The sequence below is a fragment of the Pseudomonas sp. 44 R 15 genome (genome assembly GCF_900004965.1).
In the GTDB taxonomy this organism is placed as follows: Bacteria; Pseudomonadota; Gammaproteobacteria; order Pseudomonadales; family Pseudomonadaceae; genus Aquipseudomonas; species Aquipseudomonas orientalis_A.
The window spans coordinates 71,064-90,773 of sequence record NZ_CVTU01000089.1 but is presented as its reverse complement, the minus strand read 5'-3'; the positions used below and the strand labels follow the sequence as shown (position 1 = coordinate 90,773).

17 protein-coding genes are annotated in these 19,710 nt (G+C 61.3%); 8 read left to right on the top strand and 9 right to left on the bottom strand.

What is annotated here, in order from left to right; genetic code table 11:
- Nucleotides 1-352: 352 nt before the first annotated feature.
- Nucleotides 353-1,987 carry a methyl-accepting chemotaxis protein gene (locus BFP93_RS12315; protein ID WP_065893336.1) on the bottom strand — a complete coding sequence of 545 codons (1,635 nt, stop codon included), beginning with the start codon at nt 1,985-1,987 and terminating at the stop codon, nt 353-355.
- Nucleotides 1,988-2,215: 228 nt separating this feature from the next.
- Here BFP93_RS12315 and BFP93_RS12310 point away from each other — a divergent pair, with 228 nt between their 5' ends.
- Complete coding sequence (locus BFP93_RS12310) at nt 2,216-3,046, top strand: undecaprenyl-diphosphate phosphatase (RefSeq protein ID WP_065893335.1); 831 nt, start codon at nt 2,216-2,218, stop codon at nt 3,044-3,046.
- Nucleotides 3,043-3,426 carry a DUF1294 domain-containing protein gene (locus BFP93_RS12305; protein ID WP_065893334.1) on the top strand — a complete coding sequence of 128 codons (384 nt, stop codon included), beginning with the start codon at nt 3,043-3,045 and terminating at the stop codon, nt 3,424-3,426. Before BFP93_RS12310 ends, BFP93_RS12305 begins: the two co-directional genes overlap by 4 nt.
- Here BFP93_RS12305 and BFP93_RS12300 read toward each other — a convergent pair.
- Together BFP93_RS12300 and BFP93_RS12295 are read right to left on the bottom strand one after the other, a co-directional pair.
- The gene (locus BFP93_RS12300) at nt 3,415-3,771 is read right to left on the bottom strand and encodes an MmcQ/YjbR family DNA-binding protein (protein ID WP_065893333.1); all 357 of its coding nucleotides are present in this window, start codon (nt 3,769-3,771) and stop codon (nt 3,415-3,417) included. The two genes, BFP93_RS12305 and BFP93_RS12300, sit on opposite strands and share 12 nt — an antisense overlap.
- Nucleotides 3,768-4,676 carry a LysR substrate-binding domain-containing protein gene (locus BFP93_RS12295; RefSeq protein WP_065893332.1) on the bottom strand — a complete coding sequence of 303 codons (909 nt, stop codon included), beginning with the start codon at nt 4,674-4,676 and terminating at the stop codon, nt 3,768-3,770. Before BFP93_RS12295 ends, BFP93_RS12300 begins: the two co-directional genes overlap by 4 nt.
- A gap of 126 nt (nt 4,677-4,802) precedes the next feature.
- Here BFP93_RS12295 and BFP93_RS12290 point away from each other — a divergent pair, with 126 nt between their 5' ends.
- A complete protein-coding gene (locus BFP93_RS12290) occupies nt 4,803-5,414 on the top strand; it encodes an FMN-dependent NADH-azoreductase (protein WP_065893331.1) in 612 nt (203 codons plus the stop codon).
- 191 nt (nt 5,415-5,605) lie between these two features.
- Entirely contained in the window at nt 5,606-6,643 is a 1,038-nt protein-coding gene (locus tag BFP93_RS12285) for an alpha/beta hydrolase family protein (protein ID WP_065884582.1), read from the top strand.
- Here the strand turns inward: BFP93_RS12285 and BFP93_RS12280 are convergent.
- From BFP93_RS12280 to BFP93_RS12265, 4 genes are all read right to left on the bottom strand, one after another.
- Nucleotides 6,637-7,809, bottom strand: a complete 1,173-nt coding sequence (locus BFP93_RS12280; RefSeq protein WP_065893330.1) for an MFS transporter — start codon at nt 7,807-7,809, stop codon at nt 6,637-6,639. The genes BFP93_RS12285 and BFP93_RS12280 overlap by 7 nt on opposite strands.
- A 181-nt stretch (nt 7,810-7,990) precedes the next feature.
- Nucleotides 7,991-9,577: an ABC-F family ATPase gene (locus BFP93_RS12275; protein ID WP_082632055.1), complete on the bottom strand. Its 1,587-nt coding sequence runs from the start codon at nt 9,575-9,577 to the stop codon at nt 7,991-7,993.
- A 142-nt stretch (nt 9,578-9,719) separates the two neighbouring features.
- Nucleotides 9,720-10,958, bottom strand: a complete 1,239-nt coding sequence (locus BFP93_RS12270; RefSeq protein WP_065893329.1) for an MFS transporter — start codon at nt 10,956-10,958, stop codon at nt 9,720-9,722.
- Nucleotides 10,959-11,180: 222 nt separating this feature from the next.
- On the bottom strand, nt 11,181-11,567 hold the full coding sequence (locus tag BFP93_RS12265) for a TIGR03067 domain-containing protein (protein WP_065893328.1): 387 nt from the start codon (nt 11,565-11,567) through the stop codon (nt 11,181-11,183).
- Nucleotides 11,568-11,949: 382 nt separating this feature from the next.
- Here BFP93_RS12265 and BFP93_RS12260 point away from each other — a divergent pair, with 382 nt between their 5' ends.
- The gene (locus BFP93_RS12260) at nt 11,950-13,242 is read left to right on the top strand and encodes a Wzz/FepE/Etk N-terminal domain-containing protein (protein WP_130138874.1); all 1,293 of its coding nucleotides are present in this window, start codon (nt 11,950-11,952) and stop codon (nt 13,240-13,242) included.
- 266 nt (nt 13,243-13,508) lie between these two features.
- Nucleotides 13,509-14,408 carry a lipid A hydroxylase LpxO gene (gene lpxO / locus BFP93_RS12255; protein ID WP_065893326.1) on the top strand — a complete coding sequence of 300 codons (900 nt, stop codon included), beginning with the start codon at nt 13,509-13,511 and terminating at the stop codon, nt 14,406-14,408.
- Nucleotides 14,409-14,424: 16 nt separating this feature from the next.
- Here the strand turns inward: lpxO and ligD are convergent, their stop codons facing one another.
- On the bottom strand, nt 14,425-16,950 hold the full coding sequence (gene ligD, locus BFP93_RS12250) for a DNA ligase D (protein WP_065893325.1): 2,526 nt from the start codon (nt 16,948-16,950) through the stop codon (nt 14,425-14,427).
- A 24-nt stretch (nt 16,951-16,974) separates the two neighbouring features.
- Nucleotides 16,975-17,814 (bottom strand): non-homologous end joining protein Ku, encoded by an 840-nt coding sequence (locus tag BFP93_RS12245; RefSeq protein WP_065893324.1) that lies wholly within the window; start codon nt 17,812-17,814, stop codon nt 16,975-16,977.
- 204 nt (nt 17,815-18,018) lie between these two features.
- On the opposite strand from BFP93_RS12245, the gene BFP93_RS12240 reads away from it, so the two are divergent.
- A complete protein-coding gene (locus BFP93_RS12240; protein WP_065893323.1) occupies nt 18,019-18,333 on the top strand; it encodes a hypothetical protein in 315 nt (104 codons plus the stop codon).
- 11 nt (nt 18,334-18,344) lie between these two features.
- Nucleotides 18,345-19,502 (top strand): PQQ-dependent sugar dehydrogenase, encoded by a 1,158-nt coding sequence (locus tag BFP93_RS12235; protein WP_065893322.1) that lies wholly within the window; start codon nt 18,345-18,347, stop codon nt 19,500-19,502.
- Nucleotides 19,503-19,710: the final 208 nt, after the last annotated feature.

The window sequence follows — 19,710 nt, the reverse complement described above, 5'->3', positions numbered from 1 at the left end:
TTTCAAAAGTGAGCCGCCGTCAGGGCGGAACCCTAAGTGGCCGTTACCGCAGAAACGGATATGTACTCGATCTGATCCAACATCCTGGTCGGCCTAGAGGCCGCCATCGGGGGCAAGCCCCCTCCCACATTTGGACCGGGATCGACACAAAATCCTGGTCGGTCCTGAGGCCGCTATCGGGGGCAAGCCCTCTCCCACATTTGGGCCAGTATCGACACAAAATCCTGGTCGGTCCTGAGGCCCCCATCGGGGGCAAGCCCCTCCCACATTTGGGCCAGGATCGACACAAAATCCTGGTCGGCTCTGCGAGCCGCCATCGGGGGCAAGCCCCCTCCCACAATTTAACCCAGGGCTAAATTCGGAACTGGCGCAACAACCCGTCAAGCTGCTCGCTCAAGCCCCGCAACTGCGCGCTGGCCACGCTCGACTGTTCAGCCGCCAGCGCGGTGCTGTGGGACAGCCCGGCCGCCTGGGTGACGTTCTGATTGATGTCCTCCACCACATGCGCCTGTTGCAGAGTGGCACTGGCAATCGAGGCATTCAGGCCGTTGAGATTATGCAGCGCCTGGCCGATCGCATTGAGGCTCGCCCCGGCCAGGCCGGCTTGCTCGATGGTCAGTTGCGAGGCGCTGTGGCTGTCGCTGATCACCTTGACCGCCGCTTCCGAATGCCCTTGCAGGCGCTCGATCATTGCCTGGATTTCGGCCGTGGATTTTTGCGTGCGCTGGGCCAGCAGGCGTACCTCATCGGCTACCACTGCAAACCCACGGCCCTGTTCGCCGGCGCGTGCGGCTTCGATGGCGGCGTTGAGGGCGAGCAGGTTGGTCTGGTCGGCAATCGAACGAATCACTTCCAGCACGCCGCCGATCTGGGTGCTTTCGCTGGACAGGGTACGGATCACCTCCACGGCCTGGCTGATGGTGCCCGAAAGCTGGTCGATCTGCTGCAAACTGCTGTCGATGTTGACCTGGCCTTGCTCCGCCTGGGCCTGGGCATCGCGCATTTCGCTGGCGGCGTGCTCGGCATTCTTGGCCACGTCCTGCACGCCGTAGGTGACTTCATTGATGGCGGTGGCCACCAGTTCCATCTGTTGCGACTGCTGCTGGCTGCGGTCGTGGGCCTGGCTGGCGTTGTGGCCCAACTCGGTGGACGACTCGCCCAGGGCGTTGGCGCACACCTGCAATTGGCCGACCACCTGGCGCAATTTGGCGGTGAAGGTATTGAAGTGCCGGGACAACTGGGTGACCTCGTCACGCCCGTGAGTGTCGAGGCTGCGGGTCAGGTCGCTTTCGCCGCTGGCGATGTTGGCCATCGCAGTCACCGCAGCCTGCAACGGCTGCACGATACTGCGCGCGATCAACAGCACCAGCAGGGCCATGACCAGCGCAATGGCCAGGCCGATAGCAGAGGCTTTCCACACCTGGACGCTGAACTCGGCCTGCACGTCGTCCACGTAGACGCCCGAGCCGATGATCCAGCCCCAGGGCTCGAACAGTTGGATGTATGAGGTTTTCTGCACCGGCGCATCGGCCCCAGGCTTGGGCCAGCGGTAATTGACGATGCCGGCGCCCTTGGCCTTGGCCAGGCTCACGAATTCATTGAACACGGCAAACCCGTCCGGATCGCGGATCGCCGAGAGGTTCTGGCCGTCCAGCTTGGGGTTGGCCGCGTGCATGATCATCACGGGGGTGAGGTCGTTGATCCAGAAGTAGTCATCGTGGTCGTACCGCAGGCCGCGCACCGCGCTCAGGGCTTGTTGCTGCGCCGCTTGACGGGTGAGTGCGCCGGTCTTTTCCAGGTTCTGGTAGTAGCCGAGCACGCCGCTGGCGGTTTGCACCACGTGCTGGGTCTGTTGGCGCTTGGCCTGGTAGAGGTCATCATGGATCTGTTTGAGCATCAGGGCGCCCAAGGTCAGCAGCATCAGCACGGCGACTATCAGGATCAGCCAGAGGCGCCGGCTGATCGACATATTGCGCAAACTGTTCATCGTCCTGTCACTCCGAGCCTTTTATAATTGTGGGTGTTGCATCGACTTTTGCGGCTTGTCTGATAGGCTTTCGGCCCGTAATCGAAAAACCTGAGTACTGCCTGATTTTTCACGGAATTTTTGCATTCCGGCATTGAGAATCAACGCCGGGCGCTGCAGTGCGCTCGTTGTCAGTGAACTTTAAAAAACACTAGGAGGCACGCCAGGCGCGTGACCTTTGGAGAAAGCATGGATTTTTGGACCGCCATACAGGCACTGATTCTTGGCGTGGTCGAGGGGCTGACGGAGTTTCTGCCGATCTCCAGCACCGGCCACCAGATCATCGTCGCCGACCTGATCAACTTCGGCGGCGAGCGTTTCGAGGCATTCAATATCATTATCCAGCTGGGCGCGATCCTCGCCGTGGTCTGGGAATTCCGGCGCAAGATCCTCGACGTGGTCATCGGCTTGCCCACCCAGCGCAACGCCCAGCGTTTCACCGTGAACCTGATCATCGCCGTGTTGCCGGCGGTGGTGCTGGGGGTGATTTTCGCTGACCTGATCAAGCATTACCTGTTCAACCCGATCACCGTGGCCACGGCCCTGGTGGTGGGCGGTGTGATCATGTTGTGGGCTGAACGTCGCCAACATGCGGTGCATGCGCAAACCGTCGACGAGATCACCTGGAAAGACGCACTCAAGGTCGGCATAGCCCAGTGCCTGGCCATGATCCCGGGCACATCACGCTCCGGTGCGACGATCATCGGCGGCCTGTTGTTCGGCCTGTCGCGCAAGACCGCTACCGAGTTTTCGTTCTTCCTGGCCATGCCGACTATGGTCGGTGCTGCGCTGTACTCGGGCTACAAATACCGCGACCTGTTCCAGCCGGCGGACCTGCCGGTGTTCGCCATTGGCTTTGTCACCTCGTTCATCTTCGCGATGATTGCGGTCAAGGGCCTGCTCAAATTTATCGCCAACCACAGCTATGCGGCCTTTGCCTGGTACCGCATCGCGTTCGGCCTGGTGATCCTGGCGACCTGGCAATTCGGCTGGATCGACTGGACCGCCGTCAAACCATGAACATCCAGCACCCACGCCTGAAAGCGTTGCTCCTGGTGCTGCTGTGCGCGGCGCCGCTGCTGGGTTCGGCGCTGCTGTGGTATCGCGGGGAGACCGTGATCCCGCTGGCAGCCTACGGCGTGGTCAGCGTGGTGGCGTTCTTTCTGTACTGGAGCGACAAGCGCAAGGCGCAGACCGAGGGCCGGCGCATCCCGGAAAACATCCTGCACGCCGTCGAGCTGGCGGGCGGTTGGCCGGGGGCGTTGATCGCGCAGCAGGTGTTCCGGCACAAGACGCGCAAGGTGTCCTACCAGGTGCTGTTCTGGGTGATCGTGCTGCTGCACCAGGTGTTCTGGCTGGACCAGCTGTTTCTCGGCGGCACGCTACTGTCAATCCTCTAGCACCAACCCGACCTGTGTGCGCTTGGGCAGCTTGCTCACCACCAGCTGGTGCGAGCGCTGCAACAAGCCACGCAGTTCCTCGGAACCGAGCGGGTAGGGCGTGTTCATGATGATCCACTGCGCACGTGCCAGGTACGGCGCCGGGTGGATGCCCGGGCGATCAACGTGGCCGAGGAACAGCGCCTTGTCGACCTTGAACGCCAGGGAGTCGCCGCGCAGGTTCTGCAACGCGAACATCTTGTTGCCGGCAATCGAGAACACCCGCACGCCGCCCCATTTGTAGTCCTCGCGCGCCCCTGGCAGGCTCAGGCAGAACGCCGCGACTTGTGCTTTGGTCATGCTCATAACAGACGGTCTCCGCAGCCTTTGAAGCCCTCTTCCATATAGTCGATCCAGGCGCGAATCGCCGGCAGTACGCCGCGCCGATGCGGGTACACGGCCTGCAGCCAGCCACCGGGTAACGACCATTGCGGCAACAGTTGCACCAGCCGGCCGTTGGCCAGTTCTTCTTCGCAATCCATCATCGGCAGCACCGTGAAGCCCACGCCCATGAGGGCGCTGGTCTTGCGTACGATGAAGTCTTCGATGCCCAGGCGAGCCTCCATGACCAGCTCATGGGCGTTGCCCTGGGGGTCGATGATGCGCTGGTGCACCATGCGGTCCGCCTCGAGTGCACCCATGATCGGCAATTGCCTGAGGTCTTCCAGGGTCTCTACCCGGCGGTCACGCAGGAGTGCCGGGCTGGCCACCAGCACAGTTTGCGCCCGGCGCAGGCGTTTGGTGACCAGCAGCGGGTCTTCGTCGCCCAACTCGCGTACGCGCAACGCCACGTCGATGCCTTCGGCCACCAGGTCGACGCGACGATTCACCAGCGTCATGTCCAACTGCACCAGCGGGTGCGCGGCGAGAAACCCGGCCACCAGTTCCGGCATGATCTGCTGAGCCAGCCCGACCGGGCACGTGACCCGTAGGCGCCCCCGGGGCTCGGTGGACATGCTGGCCACGGCCTCATCGGCCATTTCCGCCTCCAGCAGCATTGCCTGGCAGTGGCGCAGGTAGCGTTCGCCGACGGCGGTCAGGGTCAGTTGCCGCGTGGTGCGTTGCAGCAGGCGTGCGCCCAGGCGCTCCTCCAGCTCGGCAATGCGCCGCGACAGCCGCGACTTGGGAATCCCCAATAAACGCCCGGCGGCGGCGAAACCGCCGGCTTCGACGACTTTGGCAAAGTAATAGAGGTCGTTAAGGTCTTGCATGCTGGGCCTATTGTCCTGTCAGTGGGACAATCTATCGCATTCCAGGTGGCTTATCGATGATTGATTAGGTGCGTAGCATCACCACCATCTGATCGCCCCTGTCGATCCCACCTCGGAGACCCCACCATGAAACTGTTGCATATCGATTCCAGCATCCTCGGCGACAACTCGGCTTCGCGTCAGCTCAGCGCCGGCGTGGTCAAGGCATGGCAAGCCGCCGAGCCGGGCGTGGAAGTGACTTACCGTGACCTGGCCAGCGAAGGGATCAATCATTTTTCCGGCGCGACCCTGAGCGCATTGGGCACCGCTGCTGAACTGCGCGATGCCGCGCAAAAGCATGAAGCCGAATTGAGCGCATCGTCGCTGGCTGAGTTCCTCGCCGCCGACGCCGTGGTGGTCGGCGCGCCGATGTATAACTTCACCATCCCGACCCAACTCAAAGCCTGGATCGACCGTATCGCCGTTGCCGGCCAGACCTTCCGCTACACCGAAACCGGTCCCGAAGGCCTGTGCGGCAACAAGAAAGTCATCATTGTCTCCACTGCCGGCGGCCTGCATGCCGGCCAGGCATCCGGTGCCGCCCATGAAGGCTACCTGAAGCTGCTGTTTGGCTTCTTCGGCATCACCGATATCGAAATCGTACGCGCCGAAGGACTGGCCTACAGCGACGAAATGCGCAGCAAAGCGTTGAGCGACGCCAACGTGCTGATCAGCGAGCAATTGTTCGCCGCCGCGTAAGGCTTGTGTAAATGTTCGCCTCGCCCGGTTTCAATCTGAAGCCGAGCGCCTAAACTCTGTATTCTGATCGCCTGAGCGCGAGCGGAGTACGGAGTTTTTCCATTTATGGCCCAGGTTATGCAGCTTGGGTTCAATACCCGGGAATTTTTAGACGGACTGCCGGTTCTCATGCAGCAAAGGTGGACATCCCTATGATGCGTCTCTGTGCTGTTTTGGTTCTTTCCCTGTGCGGCGGCCTGCTTTCAGTGCACGCCGCGCCTGCGCCGCACCCGCATTGGAGTGTGGGCTTTCATCGCATGAGCATTCTCGACCCGCTGGATTCGCAGCCGATGAAGGCCATTGCGTTTTACCCTTCCACCGACGCCGAACACACCACGGCGCTGGGCCCTTACCACGTGGCGGCGGGCGAAGACGCCAAGGTTGCCATCGGCCGTTTCCCGATGCTGATGTTGTCTCATGGCAATACCGGCACACCGCTGGCCCTGCATGATCTGGCCACCTCGCTGGCGCGCAAGGGCTTTGTGGTGGTGGCGGTGCTGCACCCCGGCGACAACTACCAGGACCATAGCCGCCTGGGCACCGTGAGCAATTTGTATGGTCGGCCAATCCAGATTTCACAGGCCATCACCGCGGCGTTGAACGACCCGATGCTGTCGCCCTTCGTCGACATCGACCAGGTGGGTGTGATCGGCTATTCGGCCGGCGGCGAAACCGCGTTGATCCTGGCGGGTGCCAAACCGGATTTCGAGCGCCTGCGCCGCTATTGCCAGCAGCGCCCGGAGGACCGTGACGCCTGCACCACCAAGGGCGAGCTGGTGGTCGACCGTGACGACTTGCAGCCCCAGGCTGATCCGCGCATCCATGCGCTGATGCTGATGGCGCCGCTGAGCCTGATGTTCGGTCGCCATACCCTGGCCGACGTGCACGTACCGGTGCTGCTCTACAGCGGCGATGGTGACCAGTTGGTGGCCGTGGACAAAAACGCCGCCGCTTTGGCGCGCAAACTGCCGCAGCCGCCGGACTTCAAACTGCTGGCCGGGGCAGGGCACTTCGTGTTCATGGCACCGTGTGACAGCGATCAATTGGCGACGATGCCGGCCATCTGTACCGATGCCGATGGCGTCGACCGTGAGGGCATCCACCGCGACCTGGTCTCCGAGGCCGGGCGCTTTTTCAGTCACACCCTCGGTGAGGCGACACGCGCCGGGCTGCAGACCGCTGATCAGTAAGCGCGACGCTTGAGCTGCACGGTCAGTACCAGCGCGGTCACTGACAGCAGCGCCGCGCAGAAGAAGATCCAGTCGTAGCCGAGGTTCAGTGCCACGGCGCCCATCAACGGCCCGGCAATCGCCAGGGACAGGTCGAAAAACACCGCAAACGCACTCAGCCCGGCGCCCCGGCTGCTGTCCGGCACGCGCTTGATGGCTTCCACGCCGAGTGCCGGGTAGACCAGTGACAAACCGACGCCGGCCAACCCTGCGCCAATCAACGCCACGCCGGTCGACGGCGCCGACCACAGCAGCGCGAGGCCCAGGGTTTCGATGACCATGCAGGCGATGGCGGCGGTAAAACCACCGACGCGGCTGATGGCGGAAATAAACACCAGGCGCGACAGAATGAAACACGCGCCGAACACCGTCAGGCAGTACGCCGCGCCGGTCCAGCCGCGATTCAGGTAATACAGGGTGATAAACGTGGTCAGCGTGCCGTAGCCAATCGAGGCCAGGCACAGGCTGGTGCCATACGGTGCGATATGGCCGAACACCGCCCAGAACGGCAGCCGCTTGCCGCGCACCACCGGTACCGAAGGTTTATTGCGGATCAGCACCAGGCCCAGCGCGGCCAACCCCGCCAGCGCCAGGCCCAGGCTGGCGAAGCCGTAATCGGCCACCATCACCACCCCCAGCGGCGCGCCAATGGCAATTGCGCCGTAGGAGGCGATGCCGTTCCAGGAGATCGAGCGGGCCGTATGCTCGGAACCGACCGCGCCCATGCACCAACTGATGGTGCCGACGCCAATCAAACCCTGGGCCACACCCAGCAGCAGCCGACCGGCGATCAGGATAGCCAGGCTCAGCGCCGGCAAGTGCTCAAGCAGGACGGCGATAAACGTCAGCACGCCACTGATCAGGATACCGGCCAGGCCCAGCACAATCGCACGCTTGGTGCCGACATTGTCCGACATGCGCCCGGCCATTGGCCGACTGAGCAAGGTGGCCAGGTACTGCGATCCGATGGTCACGCCGGCAACGACTGCGCTGTAGCCCAGATGCTCGTGCACATAGCCTGGAATCACCGCAATCGGCAGGCCGATGCAGATAAACGCGATAAAGGTGTAGAAGACGATGGAGACGATCTGCAGGGTGATCGACAGGGAGGAGGGGGCGGCGGGCATGTGGGCTTATTCGCTGGCGGGCAGTGCGGCCATGATGGCATAACCCGGTAGCAAATGTGGGAGGGGGCTTGCCCCCGATGGCAGTGTCTCAGTCAATACATCCATTGGCTGACACTCCGCTATCGGGGGCAAGCCCCCTCCCACATTTGGACCAGTTTGATCCGGCAGCTGAGTGCTGTTCTTAGAACACCACACCCTGGCTGCGCAGGTAGTCGTCATAGGTGCCGCTGAAGTCGATCACGCCGCTGGCGCTCAACTCGATGATGCGGGTGGCCAGGGACGATACGAACTCACGGTCATGGCTGACGAAGATCAGCGTACCCGGATAGTTCTCCAGCGCCAGGTTCAGCGCTTCGATGGATTCCATGTCCAAGTGGTTGGTCGGTTCGTCCATGATCAGCACGTTCGGCTTTTGCAGGATCAGCTTGCCGAACAGCATGCGGCCTTGTTCACCACCGGAGATCACTTTTACCGACTTCTGGATTTCATCGTTGGAGAACAGCATGCGGCCCAATGTGCCACGAATCATCTGCTCGCCTTGGGTCCACTGGCCCATCCAGTCGAACAGGGTGACGTCGTCTTCGAAGTCATGGGCGTGGTCCTGGGCGTAGTAACCCAGTTCCGCAGCGTCGGTCCACTTGATGCTGCCGGCGTCCGGGGTCAGTTCGTTGACCAGGGTGCGCAGCAGGGTGGTCTTGCCGATACCGTTCGGGCCGATGATCGCCACGCGCTCGCCGGCTTCAACCTGGAAGCTGAAGTCCTTGAACAATGGCTTGCCGTCAAAACCCTTGGCCATCTTCTCGACCATGACCGCCTGACGGTGCAGCTTTTTGTTCTGTTCGAAACGGATGAACGGGCTCACGCGGCTTGAAGGCTTGACCTCGGCCAGTTGGATCTTGTCGATCGCCTTGGCACGGGAAGTGGCCTGCTTGGCTTTCGAGGCGTTGGCCGAGAAGCGGCTGACGAAGGATTGCAGTTCGGAGATCTGCGCCTTCTTCTTGGCGTTGTCCGACAGCAGTTGCTCGCGGGACTGGGTCGCCACGGTCATGTATTCGTCGTAGTTGCCCGGGAACAGGCGCAGCTCGCCGTAGTCCAGGTCAGCCATGTGGGTGCACACGCTGTTCAGGAAGTGACGGTCGTGAGAGATGATGATCATCAGGCTGGAGCGCTGGGTGAGGATGTTTTCCAGCCAGCGAATGGTGTTGATGTCCAGGTGGTTGGTCGGTTCGTCGAGCAACAGCACTTCCGGATCGGAGAACAGCGCCTGGGCCAGCAATACACGCAGCTTCCAGCCGGGCGACACTTCGCTCATCGGGCCGAAATGCTGTTCCAGTGGAATACCCAGGCCCAGCAGCAGCTCGCCGGCACGGGATTCGGCGGTGTAGCCGTCCATCTCGGCGAACTCGGTTTCCAGCTCGGCCACGGCCATGCCGTCTTCTTCGCTCATTTCCGGCAGCGAGTAGATGCGGTCACGCTCGGCCTTGACCCTCCACAGCTCTTCGTGGCCCATGATCACGGTGTCGAGCACGGTGAATTGTTCGTAGGCGAACTGGTCCTGGCGCAGCTTGCCCAGGCGCACATTCGGCTCCAGCATGACCTGGCCGCCGGACGGCTCGAGGTCGCCGCCGAGGATTTTCATGAAGGTCGACTTGCCGCAACCGTTGGCACCGATCAAACCATAGCGGTTGCCGGCGCCGAACTTGACCGAGACGTTCTCGAAGAGCGGCTTGGCGCCGAACTGCATGGTGATGTTAGCTGTGGAGATCAATTACTTTACCTATCAATGGGTTGCGAGCGTGACGGCAGGTGCCTTCAGGCATGCGTCAACAGCGACATCAAGGCGCGAAACCCGGTCGCTGAACGGAAAATTTGGGATGTGTGTTGGAATTTGGCGCGCATTGTCGCATATGTCAGGCGACAGTTGTATGGCCAGCGAAGGTTGGTTTAGCCAATGTCTCCGGCATGGCCAGCCATAGCAGTAGCAATGCGGCGGCGGCCACCCCGGCCAGGGTCAGGAAGGCGGCGTTGTAGCCGGCCATTTGCACCACGAAGCCGGCCAGGCTGCTGCTCAGTGCCGCGCCCAGGCCAAACACGGTCGACAGCGCGCCGAGGCTGACGTTGAAGCGGCCGGTGCCTTGGGTCAAGTCCTTGACGATCACCGGGAACAGCGCGCCGAAAATGCCCGCGCCGATGCCATCGAGCATCTGCACGGCAACCAGCCAATAGGGGTCGTTGGACAAGGTGTAGAGCACGCCGCGCAGCGGCAGGATCATGAATCCGGCCAGCAGCAGCGGCTTGCGCCCCCACACATCGGCCTTGATCCCCACCAGCATCGCCGTCGGCACCATCACCAATTGCGCCGCGACGATGCAGGCCGAGGTCAACGGCGTGGCCATCTGCAGGTTGATCTGCGACAGCTTCTGGCTGACCAGCGGCAGCATCGCGGCATTGGCCAGGTGAAACAGCGCGCAGCAAATGGCGAACAGCAGCAGCGGACGGTTGGCGAGCAGGACGCGCAGGCCCGAGGGCTGCTCATGGTCGGTGTGGTGAGCCGGGTCGAAGCCACGGGCCACCTCGTGGTCGATCGCCTTGGCCGGGACGCAACTGACGGCGACGACACTGGCGACGGCCATAAACGCCATCAGGTAGAACACCACCACCGGTCCGAACAGATACGCCAGGCCGCCGGCCAGCAATGCCGCGACGGCGTTGCCGGCGTGATTGAAGGTTTCGTTGCGCCCGGTACGCCGGGTAAACGCGCGCGGGCCGGTGATGCCCAGGGAAATCGCGGAAATCGCCGGGGCGAACACCGAGGCGGCGATGGCGCTGGCGGCCTGGGTCAGCGCCACCCAGCCAAATGAACTGACGAAGGGCAGCATCAGGCAACTGAGCGTGACCAGCAGCGCGGCAATCGCAATCACCGCGCGTTTGCTGCGGGTACGATCGATCAACGCACCCGCCGGGCCCTGGGTGAGCAACGCGGCGACCCCGGCCAGGGTCATGACCACGCCGATACTGGCCGGGTCCCATTGGTGTACTGCGAGCAGGTAAATCGCCAGGTACGGCCCCAGGCCGTCGCGTACATCCGCGAGGAAGAAATTCAGGCTGTCCAGGGACAAGGCAGTGCGCAGGTCTGAGTGATGGGCCACGATGCTATCTTCCAGAGCGCCGTCCGGGGCTGGACATGCGTTGGGGTAATGACCTGCACGCCGGGTAATTAGTTCGCGGTCGCCAGGCAATTTCAGGCGCAAAAAAAAGCCCGCAAGCAGAGGCGGGCCAAGGGATTCACTGGAGTAGGTAGGCTTCACCCTATAGGTCGCAAAGTGAAGGCCTTGTGAAAATGCTGTGATCAATCCGCGAAAGCAGGCCGTTCATGCCCTGCGCACGAAGGTGCGCATGGTCTGCCCCGGGCCCGTGCTGAATACGGTGGGCCGGGGCATGCCTGCATCGGCGGCGATAAACACAAAATGATCGCCATCCAGGTGATAGCTGGCCGGTAGTGACTTGCCGGCGTCCGCGCCGATGGCGTCCACCCAGGTAATGCTTTTAGGCGTGGTGTCGGCGTCCAGCACAAAACGGCCCGCCAGCAGGGTTTCCCCCTCGACGGTGACGACTTCGAATGTATCGGCACTGATGGTGGTAATCGCACCTGGCGCGCTATGTGCATCTGGCGGGTTGAGCACGCCATTGTCTTCCAGAGCGATTTGCTCCCAGGCACCTTGCAGGGCGCGATAGTCCGTGGCTGAAGAGGATGGCATGCAACTTCCTTTTGCTGAGGGGAGAGGCGGGCAATTGTATCGGCAATGTAACAACACTGCGGATAACGAGATTTTTTTCTTTATGGGACAGCCATTTGACAGCTTTTTCATGTTGGATTGACTACGCTTATAGCGTGATAAGTCCCACATAAAAATATCTTCGTGACTACACGTCGGCATAAAGCAGAAATAATCCCTAAAGCCGTGGGATTTTTCGTCAGCCTAAGTGGTCAGACTGCCATTGGTCGGCCGTGTTCAGGGCGTTGTCCCTGACTTGAAGCCGCTAGGGCTTCCGCTAAGTGATGGCCTTTTAGTATTAAATTAAGGTGTTCTTATTTTGAATCGAAGTTCCTCGCTCACGCCCGCTGTAGCGTCTGATGAAATGGATCTGTTTGAATTGTTCAATGCCATATGGCGGCAGAAGAAGCTGATCGTGGGGTGTACGGTTCTGGCGGGAATCCTGGGGGCGGGGTATGCCTTTCTGGCACCCAAGACCTTTGAAGTAAGCAGTGTGCTGCGGCCTGCGGCGATCAATGAACTGGACGCACTGAACCGCTCCGAAGTGTATAAATTGCCGCCTGCTGATGCGTTGCTCAAAGTGGGCGCGCAGTTGGACTCCTACGAGGCGCGCCTGGGCTTCTTCAAGGACCATGAGGAGTTGTTCAAGGCGTTCAAGAAGCCAGGGCAAACCCTGGAGCAGAGTTTTGAAGACTTCAATCGCAATTCAGTCAATCTGGTCCTGCCGGACCCGAAGAAGGCCGACTCGCTGAGCAACTACATTCGCCTGGAATTGCAGTATCCGACCGATGTCGACGGGGTGAAGATTCTCAACGGGTTTGTTGACTACGCCATTGCCGCAGAGCGTCAGCAGGTGGGGGCCGACCTCAAGGTCATCGTGAACAACCGCCTCAATGAGCTCAAGGGCAAGATCGACGCGGCCCGTGCCAACTACGACACCGACAAGGAATCGAAGATCGCCAAGCTGCTCGAAGCCGATCGGCTCAAGCGCGCCCAACTGGAAGATGAGCTCAGTGCCCTGCGCCTGCAGATGAAAATGGAGCGGACCAACCGCCTGGCGGAATTGGCTGAAGCCATCGGCATCGCCCAGTCCATGGGGATCAGGACACCGACCACGCCATCTTCGATGGCCGACGCCACGCGAACCGGCTCGAGCCAGGTGATGCGCACCGAGGTCAACAATCAGAAGATTCCGCTGTACTTCATGGGTACTGAGGCGCTGGAGGCCGAGCGTGCCTCGCTGCAAAAGCGCACCAGCGATGACTTCACCAACCCGCGTATTGCCGAAATTGGCAAGGAACTGCGGTTGCTGGACGCCAACCGCGAAGTTGAAGTGCTGCGCAAACGTGGCAATGAAGACATTTTCCTGCAGGACGTAGAGCCGCTGCGCGCCGAAATCGCCAGGCTGCGGGGTTTGAACATTGACATGAGCAACCTGAAACTGGTGACGATCGACCGCCGCGCCCAGGAGCCGCTGTCACCGGTCAAACCGAAAAAAGCCCTGGTCATTGCATTGAGCGTGGTGGGCGGTTTGCTGCTGGGCCTGGTGATCGCGCTGGTCCGCCACCTGGTGCTGACCCGACGCGAAGTCGTGCCGTTCTCGGCATTGGAAGACAGCAGTTTTTCCCGCCGTGAGCGTAAGGACGATCAACTGTAAGCCGTCGCACCGCCCTCTAGTGGGCGGGTCTTGCGGCCCGCCCGCTCATCCCCCCAGCACACTTCATAGACAGCTTTTCACAATTCTTAGTTAACCTTTGGTTACAAAGTATGGCTAAATAACCGCCAATGGTCACACATCGCATGGTCCTCCAGCCGGTCGTGTCACCTGTATGTGAATTGTGATTTCAGGTGCTGCTTATCCATCCTCGGCCGTTGTGGGCACGCAGGAGCAGCCTGTTCTCTCCCTGACGTGTGACGAATCCCTTGAAACTCATCATTGTTGCTCTCTACGTTGCCTCCATCGCGTATGTACACCTGCGTGGCCGGGTGCGACACAAGCTGGGCCGCCAGCTCAGCGATCATTCGACATTCCTGGCGCCGATCAACTGCTTCCTGTACCTGTTCTCCAAGCAACCCAGCCGCCCGTTTCTGTCGCCCAGCGACTTTGCGGACCTGAGCCCGTTGCAGGAGCACTGGGAGGAGATTCGCCAGGAAGGCCAGAACCTGATGCGCGCCGGGGAAATCAAGCGTTCGCAGCAGTACAACGATGTGGGTTTCAATTCGTTCTTCAAGTCCGGCTGGAAGCGCTTCTATCTCAAATGGTACGGCGACAGTCATCCCTCAGCGATGAAACTGTGCCCGCGCACCACCGAACTGGTGCAAAGCATCGGCTCGATCAAGGCCGCGATGTTCGCCGAGCTGCCGCCGGGCTCCAAGCTCGTGCGTCACCGTGACCCTTACGCGGGTTCCTACCGTTATCACCTGGGGCTGGATACGCCGAACGATCCGGGCTGCTATATCAATGTGGACGGCGAAAGCTATTACTGGCGCGACGGCGAAGCGGTGATGTTTGACGAGACCTACATTCACTATGCCGAGAACACCACGTCGCATAACCGCATCATTCTGTTCTGCGACATCGAACGGCCGATGAAATACCGCTGGGCGGCCGCATTCAACCGCTGGTTCAGCCGCAATGTGATGGCCGCTGCGGGGTCGCCCAACGACGAGGGCGACAAGACCGGCGCACTCAATCGTGCCTTTACCCGCCTGTACAAAATCAGGTTGCGTGGCAAGGAGCTCAAAAAGCGCAATCGCACGCGCTATTACCTGGAAAAATGGGCAATCTTCGCCGCGTTGGCGCTGATCTTCATCCTGATCTGATCTGAGTGCGCGCGAATCACTTCGGTGGCTTCGCGCCCAGCTTGTCCCACATTCGCTTGCTGATTTTCTGACGATTGGCATAGCCAGCCCAAGGGTCATCCTTCAAATCGCGCAACCGTTCGTGCAGATTGGCCACTGTCCATTGCTGGGCGCCGCGCAAGTCATTGAGTTCATCCCGACTGACGGGCACCGACACCGGCAGGCCCGGACGTGCCCGCACGGAGTAAGCCGCCACCGTGCTGGCGCCGCGGGCGTTGCGCAGGTAATCGATGAAGATTTTGCCCACGCGGTTCTTCGGGCCGCTGGTGGCGGTAAAGCGCTCCGGCAGTTGCCGGGTCATGAATTGGGCGATGGCTTTGGCGAATGCTTTGACGGTGTCCCAGTTATCCCGTCGCGCCAGCGGTACGATCAGGTGAAAGCCTTTGCCACCGCTGGTTTTGACGAAGGCCTGCAAACCTATTTCATCCAGTACCGACAGCGTCAACTGCGCCGCTTCCAGCATGGACTTCCAGGGCAGCGCGGGGTCCGGGTCGAGGTCAAGGACGAACAGGTCGGGGGTTTCGATCTTGTCTGTGGTCGCGCCCCAGGTGTGCAGCTCAACCGTGCCCATTTGCACCGCGCCGATCAGGGCATCGGCGCTGTCTATTTCCATCAGGCGGGCATGGCCGGGGTCCAGTGCCTGGTCCAACTGCTTGATGTGCGGGATGGTCATGCGCTCGGAATGCTTCTGGAAGAACTGTTCGCCTTCGATGCCCTCCGGCGCCCTGAGCAGCGAGACGGGCCGGTTGCGCAGGAAGGGCAGGATGGATGCGCTGATATCGGCGTAGAACTGCGCCAGTGCCTGCTTTTGCGTGCCGCTCTGCGTGTCGATGACACGATCAGGGTGGGTGATTTTCATGGCTTTTACGGTTTTCACCGACTTCTCGGGCTTTTTCGCCTTTGGCGCCGTCACCGATGTGGCCGTACGCGGCTGTTCATGAATGATCTGCTCAGCGGGCTTGTCGGTGCGCATGCCCACAAATGCAGCCTGGCGCACCAGGCCTTCCCGGGTCCATTGCGCAAATTGCACTTCACCGACCAGGCGCGGCTCAACCCAGTGCACGCCGCGCGCCTGGGCGCTGGTCAACGGTTTTTGCAGCGGCGAGTCCGTGCGCTCCAGCGGGGTGAGTTGGGCGTAGATGGCTTTAAGCGACGCCTGGTCGAAACCGGTGCCCACACGCCCGGCATACACCAGCCCGGCGTCGTCGTTGACCGCCAGCAGCAGCGCACCAAACCCGGTGCGCGAGCCTTGGGGGCGGGTATAGCCGACAATCACGAACTCCTGGCGCAACCGGCATTTGAGCTTGATCCAGTCGGCACTGCGGCTGGACACATAAGGGCTGCCGGCGCGCTTGCCGATCACACCCTCAAGGGCCAGGTCGCAGGCGCTTTTGAAAATGTCGCGGTGGTCGGCGGCAAAGGCTTCGGAGAAACGCAGCAGCTTGCTCTTGCTGGCGGACAGGGCGGATTCAAGTGCCGCGCGACGGCTTTCGAGCGGTTCCTCGCGCTGATCGCGGCCGTCAAGAAACGGCGCATCGAACAGGTAGTAAACGATGTCGAGGCTGCGACCGATGTCGAAGGCATTCTGCAAGGCCTGGAAATCCGGCAAGCCGTCGTCGTTGAGACTGACCACTTCGCCATCCAGCCAACTGTCCTTGAGTTTGAGCGCTTGCAAGGCTTTGGCCTGGCGCGGCAGGCGCTCGGTCCAGTCGTGGCCGTTGCGGGTGAACAGGCGTACCTCACCTTTGAGGATGCGCGTCAGGATGCGGTAACCGTCGAATTTGATCTCGTAGTGCCAGTCACCTTCGGGGGCCCGATCGACCAGGGTTGCCAGTTGCGGGGAGAATGCCTCGGGCACGGCGGTTGCCGCCTTGCGCGTGCTCGCCTTGGGCGCCGCTTTGGGTTTCGCTGGCGTATTGGTCTTGGCCTTGGGTTTACCGACCACCGCATCGCTGAGCACGCTGGCGGGTTGGGCCGCGACGATATCGTACTCAGCCGAGGGACGCGCCTGTTGGTCCTTTTCCTTGATCAGCAGCCATTGTTCCTTATCACCGCTGCCTTTGAGCCGGGTGCGCACCAAGGTCCAATCGCCCGTGAGTTTTTCGCCGACCAGGCCGAATTTCAGTTTGCCGGCGGCATAGGCCTTGTGCGGATCGTCATGGGGTTGCCAGATGCCGCGGTCCCACACGATGACATCGCCTGCGCCATATTGCCCGGCGGGAATGCTGCCTTCAAAGCCGCCATAACTCAGGGGATGGTCCTCGACGTGCACCGCCAGGCGTTTCTGGCTCGGGTCCAGGCTCGGTCCCTTGGGCACGGCCCAGCTCAACAGCACACCGTCCAGTTCCAGGCGAAAGTCGTAGTGCAGGTTGCGCGCAGCATGCTTCTGAATCACAAAGCTCAGGGCCGACGCGTTGCGCTTGCCGGCCGGTGACTCGCCGGCCGGCTCGGCGGTAATCTCGAAGTCGCGTTTGCGGTTGTACTCGCCCAGGGGCTTTGCCATGTCGTTCTCCAGCCAATGGCAGGCTCAAGAGGCCTTTTTGTTGGACTTTTTCGCTGCTGGTTTTTTCGCCGCAGGTTTGCCCGCCAGGCTGCGCTTGAGCAGTTCGGTCAGGTCGATCACATCGGCGGATTTGCGCTCTTCGCTGCCTTCGGTCGATTCGACGTCTTCGATCTTGCCGGCCTTGGCCTTCTTCTCCACCAGCGCCATGATCTTTTCCTGGAAGCTGTCGCGGTACTCCTCGGGCTGCCAGTCTGCGCTCATGTCTTGCACCAGACGCTTGGCCATGTCCAACTCACCCTTGGCCAGGGTCGGCTTGATCACGTCGCTGCCCAATTCCAGTTCATCCAGGCTGCGCACTTCGGCGGGCCAGCGCAGCATCACCAGCACCAGCGCCGACTCCAGCGGCATCAGTGCAGCCAGGTGTTGCTTGGTGTGCAACACCACATTGGCCAGGGCGACTTTGCCGGTTTTTTTCAAGGTCTCGCGCAGCAGCGCATAGACCTTGCCGCCGCGCTTGTCCGGGGCCAGGAAGTAGGGCGTGTCGATGTTCTGCAGGGGAATCTGGTCGCTGGCGACAAAGGCGATGATTTCGATGGTCTGGGTCGACTTCGGGTGGGCCGAGCGGATTTCCTCTTCGCTGAGCACCACGTAGCGACCCTTTTCATACGCCACGCCCTTGACGATATTCTCCTTGTTGATCTCTTTTCCGGTCGCCTTGTTGATGCGCTTGTAGCCCACCGGGTCCATGCTGCGTTTATCCAGCCAGTCGAAATCAACGCCTTGGGAGGATGTCGCCGACACCAGCGAGACCGGGATGTGAACCAGACCGAAGCTGATGGCGCCTTTCCAGATTGCCCGGGGCATAGATACCTCTCCTTCAAAGAATAAGCCTGTGTTCTGGTGACTCATGGGCCCAGGCAAAAGTTTCGGCGGCTGGATGCTCGGACAGATCCTGTTACACCTGATGAGAAACAATTTAATGTCGCCAGCCGAACCCCTGGGGTAGCGTGTTATCGAAAGCACGAGCACTACTCGACATAGCACTACTCGACATAGAGAGGCATCGTCATGAACAGTTGTAGGCGTTTTCTGGCCGTGCTGGCATTGGGGGTGGTCCTGGCCCCCGTGGTCCAGGCGCAAACCCTGCCGGGCCAATACGATTCCAACAACAGCCCCATTCATCGGGCCAACCCCAACAGCATGCAGGGCACCCAGCCCAATGCGCCGGCCGTTCGCGGTATCCAGACCGCCCCGAGCAACCCTCGGCCTACGGTGGAAAACGGCGGGATCGGCAATCGCTATCCCAAGCGCGACACCGCGCCCAGTCGCCCGACCACCGAAACCCAAGCGCCCACCTATGATGCCAACGGCAATCGCCGGTAAGGACTCGTCTTATGTTTCTACGCAAAACCCTGCTAGCCGCCCTGTGCGCAACCACGCTGCTGCCATTGGCAGTGGCTCAAGCCGCCGAGGGCCGACAGTTTTCCAGTGAGCAAGGCAGCATCACGGCGACGCCGGTCGCCAAGGGCCTGCATCATCCCTGGGCGGTGGCTTTCCTGCCGGACAGGCAAGGCTTCCTGGTGACCGAGCTTCCCGGCCAGCTGCGTTTTGTCAGCCAGGACGGCAAGCTTTCCGCGCCGTTGACGGGCGTGCCGCAGGTGTGGGCCAAGGGGCAGGGCGGTTTGCTTGACGTGGTGCTGTCGCCCGACTTCAAGCAAGACCGCCTGGTCTACCTGTCGTACGCCGAAGGTGGCGGCAAGGATGGCAAGGCCGGGACTGCCGTTGGGCGAGGGCGCCTGGCCGATGACTTGAGTGGCTTGAAAGACTTTACGGTGATTCTGCGCCAGGAGCCCAAGCTGTCCACCGGCAATCACTTTGGTTCGCGCCTGGCGTTTGACCGTGACGGCTACCTGTTCGTGACCCTGGGCGAAAACAACGACCGGCCCACTGCCCAGGACCTGGACAAGCTGCAAGGCAAGGTCGTGCGCATCTACCCGGACGGCCGCGTGCCCGACGACAACCCGTTTGTCGGCCAGCCCGGGGTACGCCCCGAAATCTGGTCCTACGGCCAGCGCAACCCGCAGGGCCTGGCGCTGAACCCGTGGAGCGGGACGATCTGGGAAAACGAACACGGGCCACGTGGCGGGGATGAAATCAACATCATCGAGCGCGGCAAGAACTACGGTTGGCCGCTGGCGACGCATGGCATCAACTATTCGCTCGCGCCGATTCCCGAGGCCAAGGGCAAGACCGCCGAAGGCACCGTAGCGCCGCACCATGTGTGGGAGAAGTCACCGGGGATCAGTGGCATGGCGTTCTACGACGCCGATCGGTTCAAGGCCTGGCAGCACAACGTATTTATCGGCGCATTGGCCAGCCAGGAGCTGATTCGGTTGCAGTTCGAGGGTGACAAGGTTGTGCATGAGGAGCGTTTGCTCGGTGATTTGAAAGCGCGCATTCGTGACGTGCGGCAAGGGCCGGATGGTTTTCTGTATGTGCTGACGGATGAAGATGATGGCGTGCTGTACCGCGTCGGGCTGGATCAGGACTAGGCAGATATAGCTGACGAATGTGGGAGGGGGCTTGCCCCCGATGGCGGCCTCTGGGCCGACCAGGATGTTGGATCAGATCGAGTACATATCCGTTTCTGCGGTAATGGCTGCTTAGGGTTCCGCTTTTACAGCGGCTCACTTTTGAAAAGCGCAAAAGTAAGCAAAACGCTCTTGCCCCACCACTCGGCACCTCGCTAATGCTCGGTGT